The organism is Acidovorax sp. 107, assembly GCF_003058055.1.
In the GTDB taxonomy this organism is placed as follows: Bacteria; Pseudomonadota; Gammaproteobacteria; order Burkholderiales; family Burkholderiaceae_C; genus Acidovorax.
On the sequence record NZ_QBTZ01000001.1, the window covers coordinates 4,318,691 to 4,340,430 of the forward strand.

17 protein-coding genes are annotated in these 21,740 nt (G+C 66.3%); 7 read left to right on the forward strand and 10 right to left on the reverse strand.

The features are described from left to right. The 6 genes from ureE to C8C99_RS20210 all read right to left on the reverse strand — a co-directional run bounded on the left by ureE (position 1) and on the right by C8C99_RS20210 (position 4,344). Positions 1-678 carry an urease accessory protein UreE gene (gene ureE, locus C8C99_RS20185; protein WP_108626689.1) on the reverse strand — a complete coding sequence of 226 codons (678 nt, stop codon included), beginning with the start codon at positions 676-678 and terminating at the stop codon, positions 1-3. A 75-nt stretch (positions 679-753) separates the two neighbouring features. Beyond that, on the reverse strand, positions 754-1,233 hold the full coding sequence (locus C8C99_RS20190) for a GNAT family N-acetyltransferase (RefSeq protein WP_108626690.1): 480 nt from the start codon (positions 1,231-1,233) through the stop codon (positions 754-756). A gap of 11 nt (positions 1,234-1,244) precedes the next feature. Beyond that, entirely contained in the window at positions 1,245-2,963 is a 1,719-nt protein-coding gene (ureC, locus tag C8C99_RS20195; RefSeq protein WP_108626691.1) for an urease subunit alpha, read from the reverse strand. A gap of 93 nt (positions 2,964-3,056) precedes the next feature. Further along, positions 3,057-3,362 (reverse strand): urease subunit beta, encoded by a 306-nt coding sequence (locus tag C8C99_RS20200; protein WP_056641394.1) that lies wholly within the window; start codon positions 3,360-3,362, stop codon positions 3,057-3,059. A 22-nt stretch (positions 3,363-3,384) separates the two neighbouring features. Beyond that, positions 3,385-3,999: a HupE/UreJ family protein gene (locus C8C99_RS20205; RefSeq protein ID WP_108626692.1), complete on the reverse strand. Its 615-nt coding sequence runs from the start codon at positions 3,997-3,999 to the stop codon at positions 3,385-3,387. A 42-nt stretch (positions 4,000-4,041) separates the two neighbouring features. Continuing rightward, complete coding sequence (locus C8C99_RS20210; protein ID WP_108626693.1) at positions 4,042-4,344, reverse strand: urease subunit gamma; 303 nt, start codon at positions 4,342-4,344, stop codon at positions 4,042-4,044. 192 nt (positions 4,345-4,536) lie between these two features. Between C8C99_RS20210 and C8C99_RS20215 the strand changes: the two genes are divergently transcribed. The 4 genes from C8C99_RS20215 (at position 4,537) to mgtA (ending at position 12,942) form a co-directional block, all read left to right on the forward strand. After that, positions 4,537-8,181: an ATP-binding protein gene (locus C8C99_RS20215; RefSeq protein WP_108626694.1), complete on the forward strand. Its 3,645-nt coding sequence runs from the start codon at positions 4,537-4,539 to the stop codon at positions 8,179-8,181. Further along, positions 8,181-9,251 carry a response regulator gene (locus tag C8C99_RS20220; RefSeq protein WP_056641403.1) on the forward strand — a complete coding sequence of 357 codons (1,071 nt, stop codon included), beginning with the start codon at positions 8,181-8,183 and terminating at the stop codon, positions 9,249-9,251. The genes C8C99_RS20215 and C8C99_RS20220 overlap by 1 nt, the downstream gene beginning before the upstream one ends. 421 nt (positions 9,252-9,672) lie before the next feature. Then, the gene (locus tag C8C99_RS20225; protein ID WP_056641404.1) at positions 9,673-9,918 is read left to right on the forward strand and encodes a hypothetical protein; all 246 of its coding nucleotides are present in this window, start codon (positions 9,673-9,675) and stop codon (positions 9,916-9,918) included. A 288-nt stretch (positions 9,919-10,206) separates the two neighbouring features. Beyond that, positions 10,207-12,942, forward strand: a complete 2,736-nt coding sequence (mgtA, locus tag C8C99_RS20230; RefSeq protein ID WP_108626695.1) for a magnesium-translocating P-type ATPase — start codon at positions 10,207-10,209, stop codon at positions 12,940-12,942. Between the two features lie 24 nt (positions 12,943-12,966). On the opposite strand, the gene C8C99_RS20235 is transcribed toward mgtA, so the two are convergent. After that, entirely contained in the window at positions 12,967-13,293 is a 327-nt protein-coding gene (locus tag C8C99_RS20235; protein WP_108626696.1) for a plasmid stabilization protein, read from the reverse strand. 208 nt (positions 13,294-13,501) lie between these two features. Then, positions 13,502-14,188, reverse strand: a complete 687-nt coding sequence (locus C8C99_RS20240) for a DUF3334 family protein (protein WP_108626697.1) — start codon at positions 14,186-14,188, stop codon at positions 13,502-13,504. Between the two features lie 253 nt (positions 14,189-14,441). Here C8C99_RS20240 and C8C99_RS20245 point away from each other — a divergent pair, with 253 nt between their 5' ends. Next, a complete protein-coding gene (locus C8C99_RS20245; protein WP_108626698.1) occupies positions 14,442-15,500 on the forward strand; it encodes a sensor domain-containing diguanylate cyclase in 1,059 nt (352 codons plus the stop codon). 120 nt (positions 15,501-15,620) lie between these two features. On the opposite strand, the gene C8C99_RS20250 is transcribed toward C8C99_RS20245, so the two are convergent. Further along, positions 15,621-16,082, reverse strand: a complete 462-nt coding sequence (locus C8C99_RS20250) for a (2Fe-2S)-binding protein (protein WP_108626699.1) — start codon at positions 16,080-16,082, stop codon at positions 15,621-15,623. Between the two features lie 20 nt (positions 16,083-16,102). Continuing rightward, on the reverse strand, positions 16,103-18,373 hold the full coding sequence (locus C8C99_RS20255; protein ID WP_108626700.1) for a xanthine dehydrogenase family protein molybdopterin-binding subunit: 2,271 nt from the start codon (positions 18,371-18,373) through the stop codon (positions 16,103-16,105). 358 nt (positions 18,374-18,731) lie between these two features. Between C8C99_RS20255 and urtA the strand changes: the two genes are divergently transcribed. Both urtA and urtB read left to right on the forward strand, forming a co-directional pair. Further along, the gene (gene urtA, locus C8C99_RS20260) at positions 18,732-19,994 is read left to right on the forward strand and encodes an urea ABC transporter substrate-binding protein (RefSeq protein WP_056641426.1); all 1,263 of its coding nucleotides are present in this window, start codon (positions 18,732-18,734) and stop codon (positions 19,992-19,994) included. Positions 19,995-20,149: 155 nt separating this feature from the next. Continuing rightward, positions 20,150-21,730 carry an urea ABC transporter permease subunit UrtB gene (gene urtB, locus C8C99_RS20265; RefSeq protein ID WP_108626701.1) on the forward strand — a complete coding sequence of 527 codons (1,581 nt, stop codon included), beginning with the start codon at positions 20,150-20,152 and terminating at the stop codon, positions 21,728-21,730. The last annotated feature ends 10 nt before the right edge of the window (positions 21,731-21,740 follow it).

Consider the following 21,740-nt stretch of genomic DNA (forward strand, 5'->3'; position numbering starts at 1 on the left):
TCAGTGGTCGTGGTTGCAGTCAGGGCCGTGTACATGCCCCTGGGCCACCACGGGGATGGAAACGGTGCGCCCCCGCGCCGGGGCTGTGGCGGGCGCAGCTGCATGGCTGTGTTCGTGGGCATGCCCGTAATCGCGGGTATGGTCATGGTCATGTGAGTGGCCATGGCCGTGACCGTGGTGATGGTCGTGTCCATGTCCCCCATGGCTGTGTCCACCACCATGCCCCGATGCGTAGGCACCACCTTCGGGCTCAAACGCCAGGTGCTGCTCGGTCACGATCAGGTGCATGGCGCGCAGCATGTCGGCCAGCACGTGGTCGGGTTCGATCTTGAGGTGGTCGGGTTGCAGCTCGATGGGCACATGGCGGTTGCCCAGGTGGTAGGCGGCGCGGGTCAGGTCAAACGCAGTGCCGTGGCTGCTGCAGTGCGTGATGACCAGCACGGGCTGCGGCGCCGCAACCACGCGCACCATGGAGCCGTCTTCGGCCACCAGCACATCGCCGCCGCGCACCAGCGTGCCGCGCGGCAAGAAGATGCCCAGCTCGCGCCCCGCTGAGTCGGTGGCCGCAAAGCGGCTTTTCTGGCGCACGTCCCAGTCCAGCTCGATGGTGGTGGCGCGTTTGAGCAGTACGGGAGCGAGGCCTTGGCCTTGGGGGAGAAGTTTGGAGACCTGGATCATGGCAAGAGAGGATTACGGTGCCGGCAAGGCGAGGTCAACATTGTGGCCTTGGCTGCGGAGTGATACCCGCCGGCTCTACAGCGCACGGCTCATGTACCGGCTGTGGGGGTCGAGCTGGTAGCTGCCGAACGGCACGCAGTCGGTAAAGCCGTAGCGCAGGTAGAGCTGGTGAGCGGGTTCAAAGAAGGGCTGGGTGCCCGTTTCCAGGCTGATGCGCTGGTAGCCCAGGTCCACCGCCTGGCCCAGGATGTGTTCCAGCACTGCGCGGCCCACACCCTGGCCCCGCACGCTGGCTGCGGTGCGCATGGACTTGAGTTCGGCATGTTCGGCGTCCAGGTGCTTGAGCGCGCCGGTACCCACCAGCTCGCCATCGCCCCGCCAGGCTGTCCAGAAACGGATCTCGGGCTGGCGCAACTGCGCCATGTCGAGCGCGTGCACGCTCTCGGGTGGCGAAGTGGCATGCATGTCTTTCAGATGCTCCTGCATGAAGGCTTCGATGCGTGGATCGGTCAGGTCGTCCAGGTGGATCCGCAGGTCTTGCAGCAAGGCGTTCATGGGCCGCGACCTCAGAACAGAAAGTAGCGCTGCGCCATGGGCAGCACGGTGGCGGCCTCACAGGTGAGCAGTTGGCCGTCCGCGCGCACGGTATAGGTTTGCGCGTCCACTTCCATCTTGGGTGTGTAGCTGTTGTGCACCATGTGCTGCTTGCGCACGCCACGGACGTTGCGCACGGCGCTCAGCGTTTTGCGCAGACCAAAGCGATCACCGATGCCCGCCGCCAAACCGGCCTGCGAGACAAAGGTGAGCGAGGTCTTGGCGATGGCACCACCGAATGCGCCAAACATGGGCCGGTAGTGCACGGGCTGGGGCGTGGGAATGGAGGCATTCGGGTCGCCCATGGCAGCCATGGCAATCAGCCCGCCCTTCAGGATGAGCGCGGGTTTGACGCCGAAGAACGCGGGCTTCCAGATCACGATGTCGGCCCACTTGCCGACTTCGAGCGACCCCACCTCGTGGCTGATGCCGTGGGCGATGGCGGGGTTTATGGTGTACTTGGCCACGTAGCGCTTGATGCGCGTGTTGTCGTTGCGGGCCGAGTCGCCGGCCAGGCTGCCGCGCTGCACCTTCATCTTGTGCGCGGTCTGCCAGGTGCGCAGGATGACCTCGCCCACACGGCCCATGGCCTGGCTGTCGCTCGACATCATGCTGATGGCACCCAGGTCATGCAGGATGTCTTCGGCAGCGATGGTTTCCTTGCGGATGCGGCTTTCGGCAAAGGCCAGGTCTTCGGCAATGCTGGCGTCGAGGTGGTGGCACACCATGAGCATGTCCACATGCTCGTCCAGCGTGTTGTGCGTGTAGGGCATGGTGGGGTTGGTGGACGATGGCAAGAAGTTGTCCTCGCCCACCACGCGCAGGATGTCGGGCGCATGCCCGCCCCCTGCGCCTTCGGTGTGGAAGGCGCAGATGCCGCGCCCGCCCACGGCCGCAATGGTGTTCTCCACAAAGCCCGATTCGTTGAGCGTGTCGCTGTGGATGGCCACCTGCGTATCGGTGGCTTCCGCCACGTCCAGGCAGTTGCTGATGGCCGATGGGGTGGTGCCCCAGTCTTCGTGCAGCTTCAGGCCAATGGCGCCCGCATTGATCTGCTCGTGCAGCGCATCGGGCAGGCTGGCATTGCCCTTGCCAAGAAAGCCCAGGTTCATGGGGAAGGCATCGGCCGCCTGCAGCATGCGCTCCATGTTGAAGGGGCCGGACGTGCAGGTGGTGGCCAGCGTGCCGGTGGCGGGGCCCGTGCCGCCGCCCAGCATGGTGGTCACGCCGCTGGCCAGGGCCTCTTCGATTTGCTGCGGGCAGATGAAGTGGATGTGGCTGTCGATGCCGCCCGCGGTGACGATGTTGCCTTCGCAGCTGATGACCTCGGTGCCGGGGCCGATGATGATGTCCACGCCGGGCTGCGTGTCGGGGTTGCCCGCCTTGCCGATGGCGGCGATACGGCCCGCGCGCAGGCCGATGTCGGCCTTGAAGATGCCGGTGTGGTCCACCACGAGGGCGTTGGTCAACACCGTGTCTACAGCCCCCTGGGCATTGCTGCGTTGCGACTGCGCCATGCCGTCGCGAATTGTCTTGCCGCCGCCAAACTTCACTTCTTCGCCGTAGCTGCCTGCGCGCAATGTGTGGTCGGCCTCGACTTCGAGAATCAAATCGGTGTCGGCCAGGCGCACGCGGTCGCCCACAGTGGGGCCGAACATCTCGGCGTAGGCGCGTCGTCCAATGGTTGCCATGGGTGGGGTGCTCCGTGAGAACGGTTTACTCTATTTTTGATAGCTGCTTGGGCAATGAATACCGGCGCTATCTGCCTATTTGGCTTGAAGTTTCTACAGCGCGCCCTGCGTCAGGCCCTGGAAGCCGAACACGCGGCGCTCGCCCGCGTAGTCCACCAGTTCCACGGTGCGCTCCTGGCCGGGCTCAAAGCGCACGGCGGTGCCCGACGCAATGTTCAGCCGCATGCCGCGTGCAGCGGTGCGGTCGAAGCCCAGGGCGTTGTTGGTCTCGGCAAAGTGGTAGTGCGAGCCGACCTGGATGGGCCGGTCGCCGGTGTTGCGCACCACCAGCGTCAGGGTGCGGCGGCCGGTGTTGAGCAGGTGTTCACCGGGTTCGGTGAAAAGTTCGCCGGGGATCATGATGGCTCCTTGGTGTGAATGCTCAGGCCATCTGCGCCAGCAGCGCGCCACCGAACGCAGCCACGCCAGCACCCGCTGCGCGGGCCAGCCACACATGGCGGTAGCGCAGCGCCCAGCCCGCCCCCAGGCCTGCGCTGTGCAGCAGCACGGTAGCGGTCAGCATGCCCGCCAGGGTCAACCAGGCGCTGTCGCTGCCCGCCAGTTCATAGCCGTGGGCCACACCGTGGAAGACGGCAAACACGCCCACACCCAGCGCCGCCACCAGCCCGGGCACGCGCAGGCGCGACACGACCAGCAGGCCGGTGACCAGCAGCGACGCAGCAATCATCGGCTCCACCGCTGGCAGCGCCACGCCCTGCAGGCCCAGCACGGCGCCCACCAGCAACATGGCGGCAAAACCCACGGGGCCCCACAGCAGGTCGCGCCCGGCGCTGCGCGCGGCCAGGGCGCTCCACAGGCCCACGGCCACCATGGCGGCCAGGTGGTCCAGACCGAACAGGGGGTGGGCAAAGCCGCTCAGAAAACTGTTGTGGATGTGCGATTCAGCACCGGTATGGGCGCTAGCGCCGGTGCTGATTGCGCTGGCAGCTATGAAAAGAAGAGCGGCTGTGTGGCGGTGTGAGAGTGCGATGCGCATGGGGGCTCCACAGAGAGAAGGGGGAGTAGAAGATAGAAGGGGTCAGACGATCGGCTGGTGCACGGTGACGAGCTTGGTGCCGTCGGGGAAGGTGGCCTCGACCTGGATGTCCGGAATCATCTCGGGGATGCCTTCCATCACATCCGCGCGGGTCAGCACGGTGCGGCCTTCGCTCATGAGCTGCGCCACGGTCTTGCCGTCGCGTGCGCCCTCCATCACGGCCGCGCTGATCAGGGCCATGGCCTCGGGGTAGTTGAGCTTCAGCCCCCGGGCCTTGCGGCGCTCGGCCAGCAGGGCGGCGGTGAAGATCAGTAGCTTGTCTTTCTCACGAGGGGTCAGTTCCATGTCGTTGTGCTTTAGGTAAGGAGGGTTGGGCTCGTGTGGCAGGTTGTCCTGGCCGGGCGGTCAGGAGGACAGCGGATTCATCATAGGCAGCAAGCCCCGTGCCCGCCATACGCCAGAGGGCGAAGATGTATTAGACGTGCAGGCAACCCGTGGCATGGAAACTGCACTTGCAAGGTGTCGCCGCCCTTTGCCATGCCCCCCTCCACCGCCTCCCTTGCCCCGCCCGACGCCAGTTCGGCCCCTGTGTCGGGGCCGGATGCCGACGCACAGGCGCCGCAGCAGGTGGTCAAGGTCCGGCGCGACTACAACAGCTGGGTGGCCACCGAGACCATGGAGGACTACGCGCTGCGCTACACGCCCCAGCGCTTTCGCAAGTGGTCCGAATGGCGCGTGGCCAACACGGCGTTTGGCGCGGCATCCTTCCTGATCCTCGAAGCCGTGGGCGCCACGCTGCTGGTGCAGTACGGCTTCATCAACGCCTTCTGGGCCATCGTGGCCACGGGGCTCATCATCTTTCTGGCGGGGCTGCCCATCAGCGTGTACGCGGCGCGCTATGGGGTGGATATGGACCTGCTCACGCGTGGTGCGGGGTTTGGCTACATCGGCTCCACGCTCACCTCGCTGATCTACGCGAGCTTCACCTTCATCTTCTTTGCGCTCGAAGCCGCCGTGATGGCCTATGCGCTGGAGTTGGCGCTCGACATCCCGCCCACCTGGGGGTACCTAGTCTGCGCCATTGTGGTGATTCCGCTGGTCACCCACGGCGTGTCGGCCATCAGCCGCTTGCAGGTGTGGACGCAGCCGCTGTGGCTGGTGATGCTGGTGGTGCCGTTTGTGTACGTGCTGGTGCGCGATCCTGGTGCGTTTTCTGGGGTGGTGCACTACGGTGGTGAATTGGCGCGCGGCGCCACGTTCCAATTGCCCTTGTTTGGTGCGGCTCTCACGGTGGGCATTGCGCTCATCACCCAGATGGGGGAGCAGGCCGATTACCTGCGCTTCATGCCCGCCCGCACACCCGACACGCGCGGGCGCTGGTGGCTGGGCGTGCTGGTGGGCGGGCCGGGCTGGGTGGTGCTGGGCGTGCTCAAGATGCTGGGCGGTGCGCTGCTGGCCTACCTGGCGCTCACCCACATGGTGCCGGCCGACCGCGCGGTGGACCCGAACCAGATGTACCTGGCCGCGTATGAATACGTGTTCCCCAACTACGGCTGGGCGGTGGCGGCCACGGCGTTGTTTGTGGTGATCTCGCAGCTCAAGATCAACGTGACCAATGCCTATGCGGGCTCGCTCGCGTGGTCCAACTTCTTCTCGCGCCTCACGCACAGCCACCCGGGGCGGGTGGTGTGGGTGGTGTTCAACACGTTGATCGCCTTCATGCTGATGGAGATGAACGTGTTCCGCGCCATGGGCGAGGTGCTGGGGCTGTACTCCAACATCGCCATCGCCTGGATCATGTCGGTGGTGGCCGACCTGGTCATCAACAAGCCGCTGGGCCTGTCGCCCAAGGGCATCGAGTTCAAGCGCGCGCACCTGTACGACATCAACCCGGTGGGCGTGGGTTCGATGGCACTCGCGTCCATTTTGTCCATCAGTGCGCACCTGGGGTTTTTCGGCCCGCTGCCGCAGGCATTCTCGGCCGTGATTGCGATGGCCGTGGCTTTTGTCACTGCCCCGCTGATCGCCTGGGCCACCGGGGGGCGCTACTACATCGCGCGCCAGTCTGAGCCGGCTGCGCTGGCCGACGTGGTGGCCGTGCCCCTGCACGGCCCGCTGCGCCGCAATGCCGAAGGGGGGCTGGGGACGGAAATAGGCAGCTACCGGCGCACCACTGTGCAGCGCTGCGTGATCTGCGAGCGCGAGTACGAAGCGCCCGACATGGCCCAGTGTCCCGCCTACCGGGGCGCCATCTGCTCGCTGTGCTGCACGCTGGATGCGCGTTGCGGCGACCTGTGCAAGCCCCACGCGAGCATGGCGGTGCAGTGGTCGGCCGCGCTGCGCTGGGTGCTGCCGCGCGCCACGTGGCGCTACTTGGACACGGGCCTGGGCCACTTCCTGCTGCTGATGCTGGTGATTGCACCGCTGCTGGCTTCGGTGATGGGGCTGCTGTACCACCAGGAGCTCAACACCATTGCCCAGGCCGCCACCGACACCGAGGTGATGGCTGCCCCTGAAGTGGCGCTGCGCTCGGGCCTGCTCAAGGCCTATCTCGCGCTGTTGGTCATCTCGGGCATCGTGGCCTGGTGGCTGGTGCTGGCGCACAAGAGCCGCCAGGTGGCGCAGGAAGAATCCAACCGCCAGACGGGCCTGCTGGTGCGCGAGATCGAGCTGCACCGCCAGACCGACGAAGCTCTGCAGACGGCGCGCAGCGTGGCCGAGGCCGCGCAGCAGCAGGCCGAGGAAGCCCGCTTGCGCGCCGACCAGGCCAACCAGGCCAAGAGCCGCTACATCAGCGCCATCAGCCACGAGATCCGCACCCCGCTCAACTCCATCCTGGGCTACGCACAACTGATGGGTGAGGACGCGGGCGTGCCACCGCACCGCAAGCAGGCGGTGCACGTGATCCGGCGCGGGGGCGAACATTTGTTGTCGCTGATTGAAGGCACGCTGGACATCGCGCGCATCGAGTCGGGCAAGCTCACGCTGGATGTAGCGCCCATGCGCTTTGCCGACGGCCTGCACGAGATGGCCAGCCTGTTCGAGCTGCAGGCCGCCGCCAAGGGCCTGGCGTTCGCCTTCGATGTGCAGGGGGTGATTCCGGAAGTGGTGCGTGCCGACGACAAGCGCCTGCGCCAGATCCTCATCAACCTGCTGGGCAATGCGGTCAAGTTCACGGCGCAGGGCACCGTCACCCTGCGCGTGCGCTATGCGCGCGAGATGGCCCGTATCGAGGTGCAGGACACGGGGCCGGGCCTCACGGCCGAGGAGATCGAGCGCATCTTCGAGCCCTTCGCGCGCGGCGGATCGGGCGGTGGCGGTACCGCTGCCGCACCGGGTGCGGGCCTGGGCCTGACCATTGCCAAGATGCTCACTGCGCTCATGGGCGGCGAGCTGACGGTGAGCAGCACCCCGGGCGTGGGTTCGGTGTTCCACGTCAAGCTGTTCCTGCCCGAAGTGCATGGCGATGCGTCGGGCAAGGTCGCAGCGCCGGCGGCGCGGGCCGCACACGGCCAACGCCAGCGCAAGGGGTACGCGGGCGAGCGCCGCCGCATTCTGGTGGTGGACAACGAGGAGCCCGACCGCGAGCTGCTGGTGCAACTGCTCGAACCCCTGGGCTTCGAGCTGCGCCAGGCCGCGAGCGGCCACGATGCGCTGGACTTGCTGTCTACCGGGTACCGGCCGCACGTGGTCTTCATGGACCTGGCCATGCCGGGCATCGATGGCTGGGAAACGCTGCGGCGCGTGCGGCAGATGCACCTCGAAGACCTCCACTGTGCCATCGTCTCCGCCAATGCTTTCGACAAAGCGCTCGACAACGACGTGGACATCCGCCCCGAAGACTTCATCGTCAAACCCGTGCGCCACAGCGAGCTGCTGGACTGGCTGGAGCGCCGCCTGGGCCTGCAGTGGCAATACGACGAGGCCTCCGGAGCGCTCGCCGGGACTGAACCCGCGCTGGGGTCTCATGCGTCCGTGCCCCTCACTTACCCCGATACCGCTGCGCTGGTGGCTTTGGCACAGGCGGTGTCCTTGGGCTACTACCGGGGCATTCTCAACACGCTGGACGACATTGAACGCAGCCAGCCTGCGCACAGCGCTTTTGTCAGCACCATGCGGCAGCTGGCCAAGCAATTCCAGTTCGATGCCATGGGCCAGATCCTGGAGCAGGCACCCTCGTGATGACCACTGCCAACCCCTTTCCCTCTCACCCCCCCACAGCACCTGCGAGCGCGCTGGACCGCAGCGACAGCGACGTGGTGCTGATCGTGGATGACGTGCCCGACAACCTGGCCGTACTGCACGACGCGCTGGATGAATCGGGCTACACCGTGCTGGTGGCCATGCACGGCGAGGCGGCGCTGCAGCGTGCGGCCCAGGCCCTGCCCGACATTGTGTTGCTCGACGCCATGATGCCGGGCATGGACGGCTTTGAAGTCGCCCGGCGCCTCAAGGCATCGCCCGCCACGGCGCACATCCCCATCATCTTCATGACCGGCCTCACCGAGACCGAGCACCTGGTAGCCGCGCTGGAGGCGGGCGGCGTAGACTACGTCACCAAGCCCATCAAGCCACGCGAGGTGATGGCCCGCATGAGCGTGCACCTGGGCGCAGCCCGCAAGGCCCGGCAGGACGCTCGCCAGGCGCGCGAGGCGCGCAACGCGCTCGATGCCTTTGGCTACGCCAGCATCACCGTGCGCGCAGTGGATGGCCGCATCGTGTGGCAGACCCCGCTGGCGCGCGAGCTGCTGCAAAGCTACTTCGGCGAAGTGGGCCCGGACGGCACGCCCACGGCCTTCGGCCACTGGGCACCCGAGCCGGTGCAGGCTTGGCTGCGCCGCCATGTACTGGCCGACAACGCGGCCGAACTGCTGGCCGCATCGCTGGCCGAGCCTCCGCGCCTGGCGGTGGAGCAGGGCGCGCGCCGCCTCACCTTCCGCCTGCACCAGCAGGCCGGTGACAGCGCGGGCGGTGGTGACTGGCTCATCGTGATGCGCGAGGTGTCCGACGCGAAGATCATCGAATCCATGGGCCTGGCCTTCCGGCTCACCGCGCGCGAGGCCGAAGTGCTGTACTGGGTGCTCAAGGGCAAGATCAACCGCGACATCGGCGACATCCTGGGGGCCAGCCCCGCCACGGTCAAAAAGCACCTGGAACGCGTGTTTACCAAGCTGGGCGTGGAAACCCGCACCGCAGCGGCGGCCATGGCCATGAACCGTATCCGGCAGCTGCATCCCCAGTTCGAGGGCTGACCACCGCCCGGGAGGCACAAAAAACACGTTGACCCAGCCATGTTGCAGCGCAATAATCGCGCACCTTCATTTCCGGAGCCCCAGCGTGGAAAGTGCCAGTTGTTGCAGTGAAACCCAGCAAGCCGTGACGGCTGCTGCCTGCCAGGCCTCCTGACGCCCGCTCCCGGGCCGTGGGTTGCCTTGTGCAAGCCCCGGCCCCGTCCCTCCCAGCCCCTGTTGTACCTGTGTGCCCATTGGGGCAGCTTTGGCCGTTTTGGCCATGGTGGTGTGGGTGGCTCTCCCGTCTTGCCGCTTCGTTGCATCTGTGCCGTCTGCACAGGCCATGCCCCCTTCGCTGGGGCGTTGCCCGCGTGCCGTGACGGCGCCTCCCGGCATATCTCTGCGTCTGTGTGCTCCGTCCTGCCTGCCAAGGACGACGGCCATGCGTTTTTTTGTTGTAGACCTGCCCAGCCTTTTCCAGCGTGCGGTGGCGCCTGGCGCTGCCAGCGCTGAGCCAGGGGCACAGCTGCCCCCTGGCGCGCAGGGCCCGGCCCGTGCGGCGGCTGACAGCCTGCAAGCCGTGGCCGACCTGGATGGCGCCACGCTGTGGCCCACGCACCGCATTCGCTGCTATCTGCACAGCCAGCCACCAGCACGCGCATCGCACCGCCGCGCGCGGCAGCCCTGAACCCGGCCACGACCGGCCCTGCATCGCATCCACCCCCCCAGGAGGCCCCATGGACCCAGACCCGCGCTGGCGCTCTGAAGCGCCACCCCACACCACCCCCCTTGAACTTTGCATACCGGGCCCTGGGCCGGAGGCGATGGCTTGCGTGACCGCGTGAGCCGCATCCTCTGGCCGTTGCGGGCCAGAAGGAGTGACTCACCATGTTCCGTTTCATCCACATTTCTGCGCACACGGCACCACAGCCCGTAACGCGCAACGCCGCCAGCGTTGGCTGCTAGGGAGACCGCCATGAGCTTCCTGCACCACCTGTTCGACCGCTTTCTGCACACCCGCCATGTCACCCGCCACTTTGCGCGGCGGCTGATTCTGGACACGCTCACGCTGGGCCGCGCGCCCACCCCCGCCACCTCGCCCGACCTGCTCAGCCGCGAACTGCAGCGCGCCGCCAGTGATGAGCTGCCCCAACTGATCGAGCGCCTGCAGTCCGACCCTGCAGGTCTGAGCGACGCCCAGGCCGCTGCCGCCCTGGCCCAGCACGGCCCCAACGAGGTGGAGCACGAAAAGCCGCTGCCCGCCTGGCTGCACCTGTGGCACTGCTACAAGAACCCATTCAACGTGCTGCTCACGGTGCTGGCACTGATCTCGTACCTCACCGAAGACCACGAGGCCACCATCGTGATCCTGGCCATGGTGGTGCTTTCCACGCTGCTGCGGTTCGTGCAGGAGGGCCGCTCCAACCGCGCGGCCGAGCGCCTCAAGTCGCTGGTCAGCAACACCGCCACGGTGCTGCGCCGTAGCGGAGCGGAGGGCGAAGGCAGGGCAGCCACGCCGCGCGAGCTGCCCATCCACCAGCTGGTGCCGGGCGACCACATCGTGCTGTCGGCAGGCGACATGATCCCGTCGGACTGCCGCGTGCTCACTGCCAAGGACCTGTTCGTGAGCCAGTCGGCCATGACGGGCGAATCGCTGCCGGTCGAAAAATTTGCCGAGCGCAGCCAGCCCGGCACCAGCGCGCTGGACGCGACCAACCTGCTGTTCATGGGCACCAACGTGGTCTCGGGCTCGGCCACCGCGCTGGTGGTGGCCACGGGCAACCACACCTACTTTGGCACGCTGGCCACGCGCGTCACGGCCACCGACCGCACGCCCACCGCGTTCCAGGCAGGCGTCAACAGCGTGAGCTGGCTGTTGATCCGCTTTGCACTCGTCATGGTGCCCATCGTGCTGGTGGTCAACGGTTTTACCAAGGGCGACTGGTTGCAGGCCTTTTTGTTCGCCCTGTCGGTGGCCGTGGGCCTCACGCCCGAGATGCTGCCCATGATCGTGACCAGCACGCTGGCCAAGGGCGCCGTGCTGCTGTCGCGCAAGAAGGTGGTGGTCAAGCGGCTGGATGCGATCCAGAACTTTGGCGCGATGGACGTGCTGTGTACCGACAAGACCGGCACGCTCACGCAGGACAAGATCTTTCTGGAGCGCCACACCGACGTGTTTGGTCACAACAGCGACGAGGTGCTGGCCTTTGCCTACCTCAACAGCCACTACCAGAGCGGCCTCAAGAACCTGCTGGACCATGCTGTGCTGGAGCATGTGGAGCTGCAGACCGACCTGCGCCTGGCGCAGGACTACCGCAAGGTCGATGAGGTGCCGTTCGACTTCGTGCGCCGGCGCATGTCGGTCATCGTCAGTGAACGCAACGACCACCACGAGCTGATCTGCAAGGGTGCGGTGGAAGAGATGCTGGACGTGTGCACCCAGGTGCGCGTGGTGGAAGACACCGGCGTGCAAGACCTTCCGCTGGACGCCACCCTGCGCGCACGGGTGCTGGAGGTGACGCGCGGCCTGAACAACGAGGGCCTGCGCGTGGTGGCCGTGGCCATGAAGGAGACGCCGCCCCACCAGACCGTGTATGGCGTGGCCGATGAATCGGGCCTCACGCTGATCGGCTACGTGGCGTTTCTGGACCCACCGAAGGAATCCACCGCCCCCGCGCTCAAGGCACTGGCCGCGCATGGCGTGGCGGTAAAGGTGCTGACCGGCGACAACGAGCTGGTGACGCTCAAGGTTTGCCGCGAGGTGGGTCTGGCCGTGCAGGGCGTGCTGCTGGGCAAGGACGTGGACGCCATGGACGACGCCGCGCTGGCGCGCGCCGCCGACACCCACAACGTGTTTGCCAAGCTCTCGCCGCTGCACAAGGAGCGGCTGGTGCGCGCGCTGCGCGCGGGCGGCCATGTGGTGGGCTTCATGGGCGACGGCATCAACGACGCCCCCGCGCTGCGCGCGGCCGACATCGGCATCAGCGTGGACAGCGCGGTGGACATTGCCAAGGAGGCGGCCGACATCATCCTGCTGGAGAAAAGCCTGATGGTGCTGGAAGAGGGCGTGATGGAAGGGCGCAAGACCTTCAGCAACATGCTCAAGTACATCCGCATGACGGCCAGCTCCAACTTCGGCAACGTGTTCTCGGTGCTGGTGGCCAGCGCGTTCTTGCCCTTCTTGCCCATGCTGCCGCTGCACCTGCTGGTGCAGAACCTGCTGTACGACCTGTCGCAGATCGCCATCCCGTTCGACAACGTGGACGAGGAGCTCATCCGCAACCCGCTGCAATGGAACCCCGGCGATATTGGTCGCTTCATGGTGTTCTTCGGGCCCATCAGCTCGGTGTTCGACATCACAACGTTTGCGGTCATGTGGCATGTGTTTGGCGCCAACAACGAGGGCGCGCAGACCCTGTTCCAGTCGGGCTGGTTTGTGGTGGGGCTGCTCACGCAGACGCTGATCGTGCACATGATCCGCACGCCCAAGCTGCCGTTTGTGCAGAGCGTGGCCTCGGTGCCGCTGCTCACGGCCACGGTGCTCATCATGGCGGTGGGCATCTTCATCCCGATGGGGCCGCTGGCCGGGCACTTCAAGCTGCAGGCGCTGCCACTGGCTTACTTTCCGTGGCTCGTGGGCATCCTGGCGGGCTACGTGGTGCTGACGACCGTGATGAAGCGCTGGTATGTGCGGCGCTACGGCTGGCAGTGAGGGGGCGCCAGGTGCGTGCCTGGGTCAGTGCGCCAGGGCCTGCTCCAGCTCCTGCTTGTTCATCCGGGACCTGCCCCGGATGTTCTCGCGCTTGGCGTCTTCGTACAGCTGCTCGCGCGTGCGGCCCTGCGGGCCGCGGTGCGAGTTTTTGCCGCCGCGCACAGGGGCCGGCGTGGCTTTCAGGGTCTTGGGGTTGGCCGTGCGGGCTTCGCCGTGTTGCGCGCGCTCCTTGTTCACGGTGCGCGCGGCAATCACTTCTGCGGTGCTTTCGCTCTCACCGCGTTCCAGCAGGCTGTCCTTGATGTGTTCGTACTGGCGCTCGCGTTTGGCGCTCCAGGCTGCGCGTGGCATGGGGGCTCCTTTCGGTTCGACGGGGGGCTTTTCAGCTTAGACCCGTGACCTGGCGGAGCGGTCAGTGCATTGTGACGGCGGGTGTAGGACAAGCCTGGTGAGCGGGCCACGCCCTGCGCCGCAGGAGCGTTTGGCTTGGGTTTTGATGCAAAAACGGCCGCAAGCGCTAGTGCATCATGCGCTGGCAGCTATCATTTTTGTAGTTTCTCTACATCCCCAGCGATTTGAGCAGTTCGTCCGTATCGTCCTGGCCGGCAGGCGGCGGGGCTGGCACGGGCGGGGCAGCCTGCGACTGGGCCATGAGCGCGTCAGGGTCGGGCGCCTCCTGCGCTTCGAAGTCGTAGAGCTTGATGAACTCGGTGCGGTCGATGGCGAGTTCCAGGTAGAAGATGTTGTTGTTGCTGGTGTAGAAGGTCACGCGCCGGGCCTCGGGCTTGTCGAGGTTGGCATCCACCGACAGCTGCACCTGCTTGTTCAGCACCAGCATCTTGGGCTGGTTCTGCGTGATGTGGGTCTGCAGCTCGCGCCGCACCTTGCCGGTGAAGTCGCCCACCACCTGGTTCATCAGCTCGCCCATTACGTTGCTGACCTCGTCCGAGGTGTAGGAACTGACCAGATCGTCCTTGGACATGCCCATGTTCAGCAGGTAGTTGGCATACAGCTCCATGGCCGCCTGGCCGCTGAAGTTGATGATCACCAGCCCCGAGAAGCCGCCATCAAACAGCACAAAACAGCCGATTTCGGGCCGCAGGCAGGTCTTGCTGATGCGCTGCACCATGCCGGAGTAGTGGATCTGGCTGTGCGTGGCCACGCCCAGCACGCGGGTGACGGAGTTGCACAGGCTGATCAAAAGGTCTTCGGTGCCGTAGACGGTGGATTTGTCGGGGGTGCTCATGGTGTCTTGGATAAGGTTGCTGGGGCCAGCATAACCGCTGCACACAGCATAGGCGAAGGCGCTGCGCTGTATCTGCGTGCTTTCCCCGGTAGTGGCAGGGTGGCCACGGGGCCGCCCAGAAGGTTGAGCGCGCCCGGTTGACAACCTGCGGGGGTGGGGTATCGTGCCTCCCACCACCAGCGCCTGCCCGGCACGCCTGGGGATGGCCCCACCAAGGGCCCGTTGACGTACACGGTTGTGAAGACACGGCACCATGGGTGACAAAGAAGACCTGAACCGCGAGCGGCTGGAACTGGTGCTGGAAGCCGCCGGGCTGGACCTGTGGGAAAACGACTTGGTCACCGGCCGAGTCACCCACAAGGCGACCAAGACCTTTCTGGAGCTGGGCTTTACCGAGGACGAAATCGTGTCGGGCGTGCAGGACATCTATGGCCTGTTCCACCCCGGCGACCTGGACATCGTGCGCCAGGCCGTGGCAGACCATGTGCAGGGCGTCACGCCGCAGTACCGCGCCGAGTTCCGGCTGCGCTCCAAAGCTGGCGAGTGGATCTGGTTTGCCAACTACGGCCGCATCATGGACCGCAGCAGCGCCACGCCCGGCAAGCGCCTGATCGGCGTCACCTTCAACATCCACGACCGCAAGCAGAAGGAAGACGAGATCGCCCAGATCAACCGCCAGCTGGTCGAGCAGAACCAGTTGCTGCAGACGTTGAACGCGGCCCTGGAGCGGCTGGCTGCCAACGATGCGCTGACGGGCCTGGCCAACCGCCGCACGCTGATGGAGCTGGGCGCCAACGAGTGCAAACGCTCCGAGCGGTTTGAACACCCGCTGTCGCTGCTGGTGGTGGACATCGACCTGTTCAAGGCCGTCAACGACGCCTGGGGGCACCTGGCTGGCGACCGCGTGATCTGCGCGGTGGCCCACGCCTGCGCCGCGCGCAAGCGCAGTGGCGTGGACATCGTGGCGCGCTTTGGCGGCGAAGAATTCGTCATCGTGCTGCCCGAGACCGATGGTGCCAGCGCCCTGCATGTGGCCGAATCGCTGCGGCGCGACGTGGCGGCGCTGCAGGTGCCCGTCAATGACGCGGGGGGCACGGTGTCGGTCACCGTGAGCATTGGCGTGACCACATGGCGCGACGGCGCCTGCGCGGGTTTTGAAGCGCTGCTGAACCAGGCGGACCTGGCCTTGTACCGCGCCAAGCAGACCGGGCGCAACGCGGTGTACTGCGCCGAGGAGCCATGCGGCGATGCCATGCCCGCGCGGTGGGCCCGCGACCCACAAGACGACACCGGTGGAGCGCGGTTGAACTGAAGACTGGGTGAATCGGTCGGTGGCGGGGTGGCGTTGCCTGGCCTGGTGTGCGTGCTGGATGTTAAATACCCAGGAAGCGTTTGTTCTGATTGGCGTTGTTGCTATCAAATGTGTAGTGATTCAGGCGACCTTGTTCCCGGCCGCCTGGTGGATCGCCGCCCGGATGCGCGGGTAGGTGCCGCAGCGGCAGGCATTGCCCGACATGGCGGCGTCGATGTCGGCATCGGTGGGCTGCGCGGTTTTCTTCAGCAGTGCGCAGGCTGACATCAGCTGCCCGCTCTGGCAGTAGCCGCACTGCGCCACATCCACCGCCGTCCACGCCGTGCGCAGCGCGGTGGCTTCGGGGCCCTGCAGGCCCTCGATGGTGGTGACCTGGGCATTGCCCACGGCCGACAGGGGCGTGATGCAGGCGCGCACCGGCTCGCCGTTCAGGTGCACGGTGCAAGCGCCGCACAGTGCCATGCCGCAGCCAAACTTGGTGCCGTTCATCTGCAGCTCGCCGCGCAGCACCCACAGCAGGGGCGTGTCGGGTGCAGCGTTGACGGCAACGGGTTGGCCGTTGAGGTTCAGGGTCGTGGTCATGGGAGCTCCGGTGCGTCGGGTCAGCTGAGCTTGAGCGGCAGCGCGCGCAGGCGCTGGCCGGTCAGGGCAAACAAGGCGTTGGCCACGGCGGGTGCGATGGGCGGCACGCCGGGCTCGCCCACGCCCTCGGGGGGCTCGGCGCTGGCCATGATGTGGGTCTCCACGCGGGGGCAGTCGGCCATACGCAGCAGGGGGTAGTCGTGCAGGTTGCTCTGCTGCACCTGGCCGTCTTTGATCGTCACTTCGCCCCACAGCGCCGCCGTGAGGCCGTAGACCACGGCGCTTTCCATCTGCTGGGCAATCAGGTTGGGGTTGATGGACGCGCCGCAGTCGATCACGCACACCACGCGGTGCACGCGGATGGCCTTGTCGGCACCCACCGACACCTCGGCCACCTGCGCCACGATGGAGCCAAACGACTGGTGCAGCGCCACGCCGCGCGCCCGCTGCACGCCCGACGCATCGGGCGGCAAGGGCTGGCCCCAGCCCGCCAGCTCGGCCGCCTTTTGCAGCACCTTCAGGTGGCGCGGGTGCTTTTGCAGCAGGGCTGCGCGGAAGGCCACCGGGTCCTTCTTGGCGGCGTGGGCCGCTTCGTCCACAAAACTCTCTTTGAAAAACGCCTGGTGCGAATGCCCCACCGAGCGCCAGAAGCCCACGGGCAGCGGCAGGTCGATGATCTCGTGGGCGATGCGTGCGTGCGGCCACTCGTAGGGCTGGTCGAACGCGCCTTCGGACGCGGTCTTGTCCGGCCCGGCGCCCGGCAGGCCAAAGGTGCGGGCCAGCACCTGCGGCACGATGGCCTGGCCGGCCGACACGTTGTGCCAGGCCACCAGCTGGCCCTGTGCGTCCAGCCCGGCCTTGAACCTGGCCACGCAAGCGGGGCGGTAGAAGTCGTGCTGCATGTCCTGCTCGCGGGACCACAGCGTCTGCACCGGTGCGCCCCCAGCAGCCTTGGCAATGGCGGCGGCCTGGGCTACGTAGTCCACCTCCAGCCGCCGGCCAAAGCCACCGCCCAGCAGCAGCTGGTGCACGGTCACCTTGTCTTCGTCGATGCCCAGGGCCTTGGCGGCCGCCATGCGCGCCAAGCCCGGCACCTGGGTGGATGTCCACACGCTGGCTACGCCGTCCTTGAACTGCACCGTGCAGTTGATGGGCTCCATGGTGGCGTGGGCCAGGTAGGGCGCACGGTAGTCGGCCGTGAGGGTGGTCGCTGCGCCTTGCAGGGCTTTGTCCACATCGCCCACGCTGTGGTAACCAAAGCCCTGGGCCTGGTCCAGCGCCTGGGTCAGCTGGGTCATGACGGTGGCGCTCGACAGCGTGGGGGCGGGGCCGTGGTCCCACTGCACGGTGAACGCGGCGGCGGCCTTCTTGGCGTGCCAGGGCGTGTCGGCAATCACAGCCACGCCGCCGGTGCCACCGTGGTACGGCGCGACGGCCAGCACTTGCTTTACCCCAGGCATCTTTTGCGCAGCTGCGCCATCGAACTGGGCCACCTTACCGCCCCGCGTGGGGCACATCACCACGCTGGCGTGCAGCAGGCCGGGTGGGTGGGCGTCGATGCCAAACACCGCAGTACCGTCGAGTTTGGAGGGCGCCTCGATGCGGGTGAGGGGCTTACCGATGAGCTTGAATTCTGCGGGCGCCTTGAGCGTGACCTTGCCCGGTGGCGGCTGCTGCGCCGCCAGTGCTGCCAGTTCGCCAAACGTGGCGCGCTGGCCTGCCGCGTGTTCCACCACGCCGGCGTTGGCCTTGCATTCGGCGGCCTGCACCTTCCATTGCACGGCGGCTGCATTGATGAGCATGGCGCGGGCGTGGGCACCGGCCTCGCGCATGGGGTGCCACAGGTCCTTGATGCTGCTGGAGCCGCCCGTCATCATCACACCCACCTCGCGCATGGTTTTGGCCGTCAGCCAGCCCGCCACGGCCTTGATGGAGCCGTCGTTGTCGGGGTGGAATGGCAGGCCGTCCACCACCGTGGCCAGGTTGTTGTAGATGTCGTCGATGGGCGCCATCTCCAGCCGCACCTGGGCCCAGTCGGCATCCAGCTCCTCGGCCAGGATGGCCGCCAGGCCGGTGTGCGCGCCCTGGCCCATTTCGGACTTGGCCATCATCACCGTCACCGTGTTGTCGGCCGCTACCTTGAGCCAGCCATTGAGTGCCACCTGGCCCGTGCCTTGGGGCAGGGGCTGCGCGGTGTGCAGCCGCTGGCGCGGGGGCACCACACCCCAGCCGATGACCAGCGCGCCGGCCGTTGCGGCGCCGCCAAGCAGCACTGTGCGTCGTTTCACCATGGGTCGGGTCCTTTGTGGCTGAGCGTGGGCTGTGGCCGCCATCGTAGAGGGGCAGGGCATTTCCCACAGAGCGCTGTGGGTGCGGAGATTGTGAGTGTTTTTGGCTGCTAGTGCTCATTGGGTATGCCCTAATAGCTATTAAATGAATAGCGTTTCGCCTACCCGACACAGGCGTTGCTTGCAGGCTGCATCCTTCAACGGCGGCGCTGGCGTGTACGCCACCCGGCGTATTTCGCCAACCGGCCCTGCTCTCCAGAATCCATTCCATCGCCCGATCCAATGCGGCTCCCCACCGGGGCCTGCCGGGCGAAGCGGTTTGATTGATTCCCAGACTGAAACCACCACCGGAGAAGCACACATGCAACGTCGTTATTCCCTCAAGGCCCTCGCGGCCGTCGCTACGCTCGCTGGCCTGTCTGCGCTGCCAGCCCACGCCCAGGACACGATCAAGGTCGGCATCCTGCACAGCCTGTCGGGCACCATGGCCATCTCTGAGACCGTGCTGAAAGACACCGTGCTCATGGCGATCGACGAGATCAACGCCAAGGGCGGTGTGCTGGGCAAGAAGCTCGAACCCGTGGTGGTGGACCCTGCCTCCAACTGGCCCCTGTTCGCTGAAAAGACCAAGCAGCTGCTGGGCCAGGACAAGGTCTCGGTGATCTTCGGCTGCTGGACCAGCGTGTCGCGCAAGTCGGTGCTGCCCGTCGTGGAAGAAATGAACGGCCTGCTGTTCTACCCCGTGCAGTACGAGGGTGAAGAACTGTCCAAGAACGTGTTCTACACCGGTGCCGCGCCCAACCAGCAGGCCATCCCTGCAGTGGACTACCTGATGAGCAAGGACGGCGGCAGTGCCAAGCGCTGGGTGCTGCTGGGCACCGACTACGTCTACCCCCGCACCACCAACAAGATCCTGCGCGCCTACCTCAAGAGCAAGGGCGTGAAGGATTCGGACATCGATGAAAAGTACACCCCGTTCGGCCACAGCGATTACCAGACCATCGTGGCCGACATCAAGAAGTTCAGCCAGGGCGGCAAGACGGCTGTGGTCTCCACCATCAACGGTGACTCCAACGTGCCCTTCTACAAGGAACTGGGCAACGCGGGCTTGAAGGCCAAGGACGTGCCTGTGGTCGCCTTCTCGGTGGGCGAGGAAGAACTGCGCGGCGTGGACACCAAGCCGCTGGTCGGCCACCTGGCCGCCTGGAACTACTTCCAGTCCATCAAGAGCCCGGCCAACACCGAGTTCATCAAGAAGTGGAGCGACTACGCCAAGGCCAAGGGCATTGCCGGCCACAAGGACAAGCCGCTCACCAACGACCCGATGGAAGCCACCTACATCGGCATCAACATGTGGAAGCAAGCGGTTGAAAAGGCCAAGAGCACGGACGTGGACAAGGTGATTGCCGCTATGGCCGGCCAGACCTTCAAGGCACCTTCGGGCATCGTGAGCAAGATGGACGAGAAGAACCACCACCTGCACAAGAGCGTGTTCATCGGCGAGATCAAGGCCGATGGTCAGTTCAACGTGGTGTGGAAGACCCCTGGCCCTGTGAAGGCCAAGCCATGGAGCCCTTACATCGAAGGCAACGACAAGAAGAAGGACGAGCCAGAGAAGAAGTGATCTCCCCCTGAGCGGCTGCGCCGCTTCCCCCTCTCTCACGCTGCGCGTGGGAGGGGGACGCCCCCAGCGCGGCGGGGCGGCCCTTGCGCGGGGGCGCTGGCATGGGCTGCGCTCACCGCAGAGGCTGGTCGTTTCTTTCACCCACTGGCCCTTCCATGCTTTTCTCTTCTTTCTCCCGTCTGATCGCCTGCGCTGTGTTGTGTGCAACTGCGCAGGCGTACGCACTCACCGCCGAGCAGGCCCTGGCCATGGCCGCCGGCGAAACCGACGACCGCGTGGCCGCCGTGCAGCAGGCCGTGGTGGAACCCAGCGAACGCACCGCTGCCTTTTTGCAGGCGCTGGCCGACGATGCGGTGAAGGTGGCCGACGGCAAGGCGCTGATCGTGCGTGATGACAAGGGCATCGACCCTGTCACTGGCGCCGAGGTTCCTGTGCCCGCCGATGCCGAAGACATCATCAACAACAACCGCATGCGCGGCGAGATCGACACGGCCCTGGCGGGCCTGGCGCTGTTTGGCAAGGACGAAACCCAGCGCATGGCTGCCGCCAAGGCGCTGACTAAGGAGCCTGATGCGGGCCGACTGCCCCTGCTCGACAAGGCACTGGCGCAGGAGACCAACGACAAGATCAAGACCCAGCTGGAGCTGGCCCGCGCCGCCACCTTGCTGGGCAGCGACGACGCGGCTCAGCGCATTGCTGCGGCGCAGGCACTGTCGCTCAGCGCCACACCCGATACGCGGCTGCTGCTCAACGAACGCGTCACGGTCGAAGAAGACCCCAAGGTCAAGGCTGCGCTGCAGGCCGCCCTGCGCGCCATGGAAGGCCAGCTGGCCTGGGGCGAGCGGCTGGGGGCTGCGTTCTCGGGCATCAGCCTGGGCTCCATCCTGCTGCTCGTCGCCTTGGGCCTGGCCATCACCTACGGCCTCATGGGCGTGATCAACATGGCCCATGGCGAGCTGATGATGATCGGCGCCTACGCCACCTATGTGGTGCAGGGCATCTTTCAAAGGTACTTTCCGGGCGCGTTCGACTGGTACCTGGTGGCCGCGCTGCCGCTGGCGTTTGGCGCATCGGCCGCTGTGGGCGCAGTGCTGGAGCGCGGCGTGCTGCGCTTTCTGTACGGCCGCCCGCTGGAGACATTGCTCGCCACCTGGGGCATCAGTCTGGTGCTGATGCAGCTGGTGCGCACGATTTTTGGCGCGCAGAACGTGGGTGTGGAAAACCCCGCGTGGATGAGCGGTGGGGTGCAGGTGCTCTCCAACCTCACGCTGCCGTACAACCGCCTCGTCATCATCGGCTTTGCCATCGCCGTGCTGCTGGGCATGGGCTACCTGATTGGCCGCACGCGCCTGGGCCTGTTCGTACGCGGCGTGACGCAAAACCGCCCCATTGCTTCGTGCATGGGCGTGAACACCGCTCGCATCGACACCATGGCCTTTGCCCTGGGCTCGGGCATTGCCGGCCTGGCTGGCTGCGCGCTGAGCCAGGTGGGCAATGTGGGGCCCGACCTGGGCCAGAGCTACATCGTTGATGCCTTCATGGTGGTGGTGCTGGGCGGCGTGGGCCAGCTGGCGGGCACGGTGTATGCCGCGCTGGGCCTGGGCATTTTGAACAAGTTCCTCGAAGGCTGGGCGGGCGCGGTGCTGGCCAAGATTGCAGTGCTGGTGTTCATCATCATCTTCATCCAGAAGCGGCCGCAGGGCATCTTCGCGGTCAAAGGGCGTACGGCCGACTGAAGCATCAGAG

Coding starts and splice junctions, on each gene's coding strand:
- C8C99_RS20225 (WP_056641404.1), top strand. CDS start 9,673: ATGCGTTTTTTTGTTGTAGACCTGCCCAGCCTTTTCCAGCGTGCGGTG.
- urtA (WP_056641426.1), top strand. CDS start 18,732: ATGCAACGTCGTTATTCCCTCAAGGCCCTCGCGGCCGTCGCTACGCTC.
- urtB (WP_108626701.1), top strand. CDS start 20,150: ATGCTTTTCTCTTCTTTCTCCCGTCTGATCGCCTGCGCTGTGTTGTGT.
- C8C99_RS20215 (WP_108626694.1), top strand. CDS start 4,537: ATGCCCCCCTCCACCGCCTCCCTTGCCCCGCCCGACGCCAGTTCGGCC.
- C8C99_RS20220 (WP_056641403.1), top strand. CDS start 8,181: ATGACCACTGCCAACCCCTTTCCCTCTCACCCCCCCACAGCACCTGCG.
- mgtA (WP_108626695.1), top strand. CDS start 10,207: ATGAGCTTCCTGCACCACCTGTTCGACCGCTTTCTGCACACCCGCCAT.
- C8C99_RS20205 (WP_108626692.1), bottom strand. CDS start 3,999: ATGCGCATCGCACTCTCACACCGCCACACAGCCGCTCTTCTTTTCATA.
- C8C99_RS20235 (WP_108626696.1), bottom strand. CDS start 13,293: ATGCCACGCGCAGCCTGGAGCGCCAAACGCGAGCGCCAGTACGAACAC.
- C8C99_RS20200 (WP_056641394.1), bottom strand. CDS start 3,362: ATGATCCCCGGCGAACTTTTCACCGAACCCGGTGAACACCTGCTCAAC.
- C8C99_RS20210 (WP_108626693.1), bottom strand. CDS start 4,344: ATGGAACTGACCCCTCGTGAGAAAGACAAGCTACTGATCTTCACCGCC.
- C8C99_RS20245 (WP_108626698.1), top strand. CDS start 14,442: ATGGGTGACAAAGAAGACCTGAACCGCGAGCGGCTGGAACTGGTGCTG.
- C8C99_RS20255 (WP_108626700.1), bottom strand. CDS start 18,373: ATGGTGAAACGACGCACAGTGCTGCTTGGCGGCGCCGCAACGGCCGGC.
- ureE (WP_108626689.1), bottom strand. CDS start 678: ATGATCCAGGTCTCCAAACTTCTCCCCCAAGGCCAAGGCCTCGCTCCC.
- C8C99_RS20240 (WP_108626697.1), bottom strand. CDS start 14,188: ATGAGCACCCCCGACAAATCCACCGTCTACGGCACCGAAGACCTTTTG.
- C8C99_RS20250 (WP_108626699.1), bottom strand. CDS start 16,082: ATGACCACGACCCTGAACCTCAACGGCCAACCCGTTGCCGTCAACGCT.
- C8C99_RS20190 (WP_108626690.1), bottom strand. CDS start 1,233: ATGAACGCCTTGCTGCAAGACCTGCGGATCCACCTGGACGACCTGACC.
- ureC (WP_108626691.1), bottom strand. CDS start 2,963: ATGGCAACCATTGGACGACGCGCCTACGCCGAGATGTTCGGCCCCACT.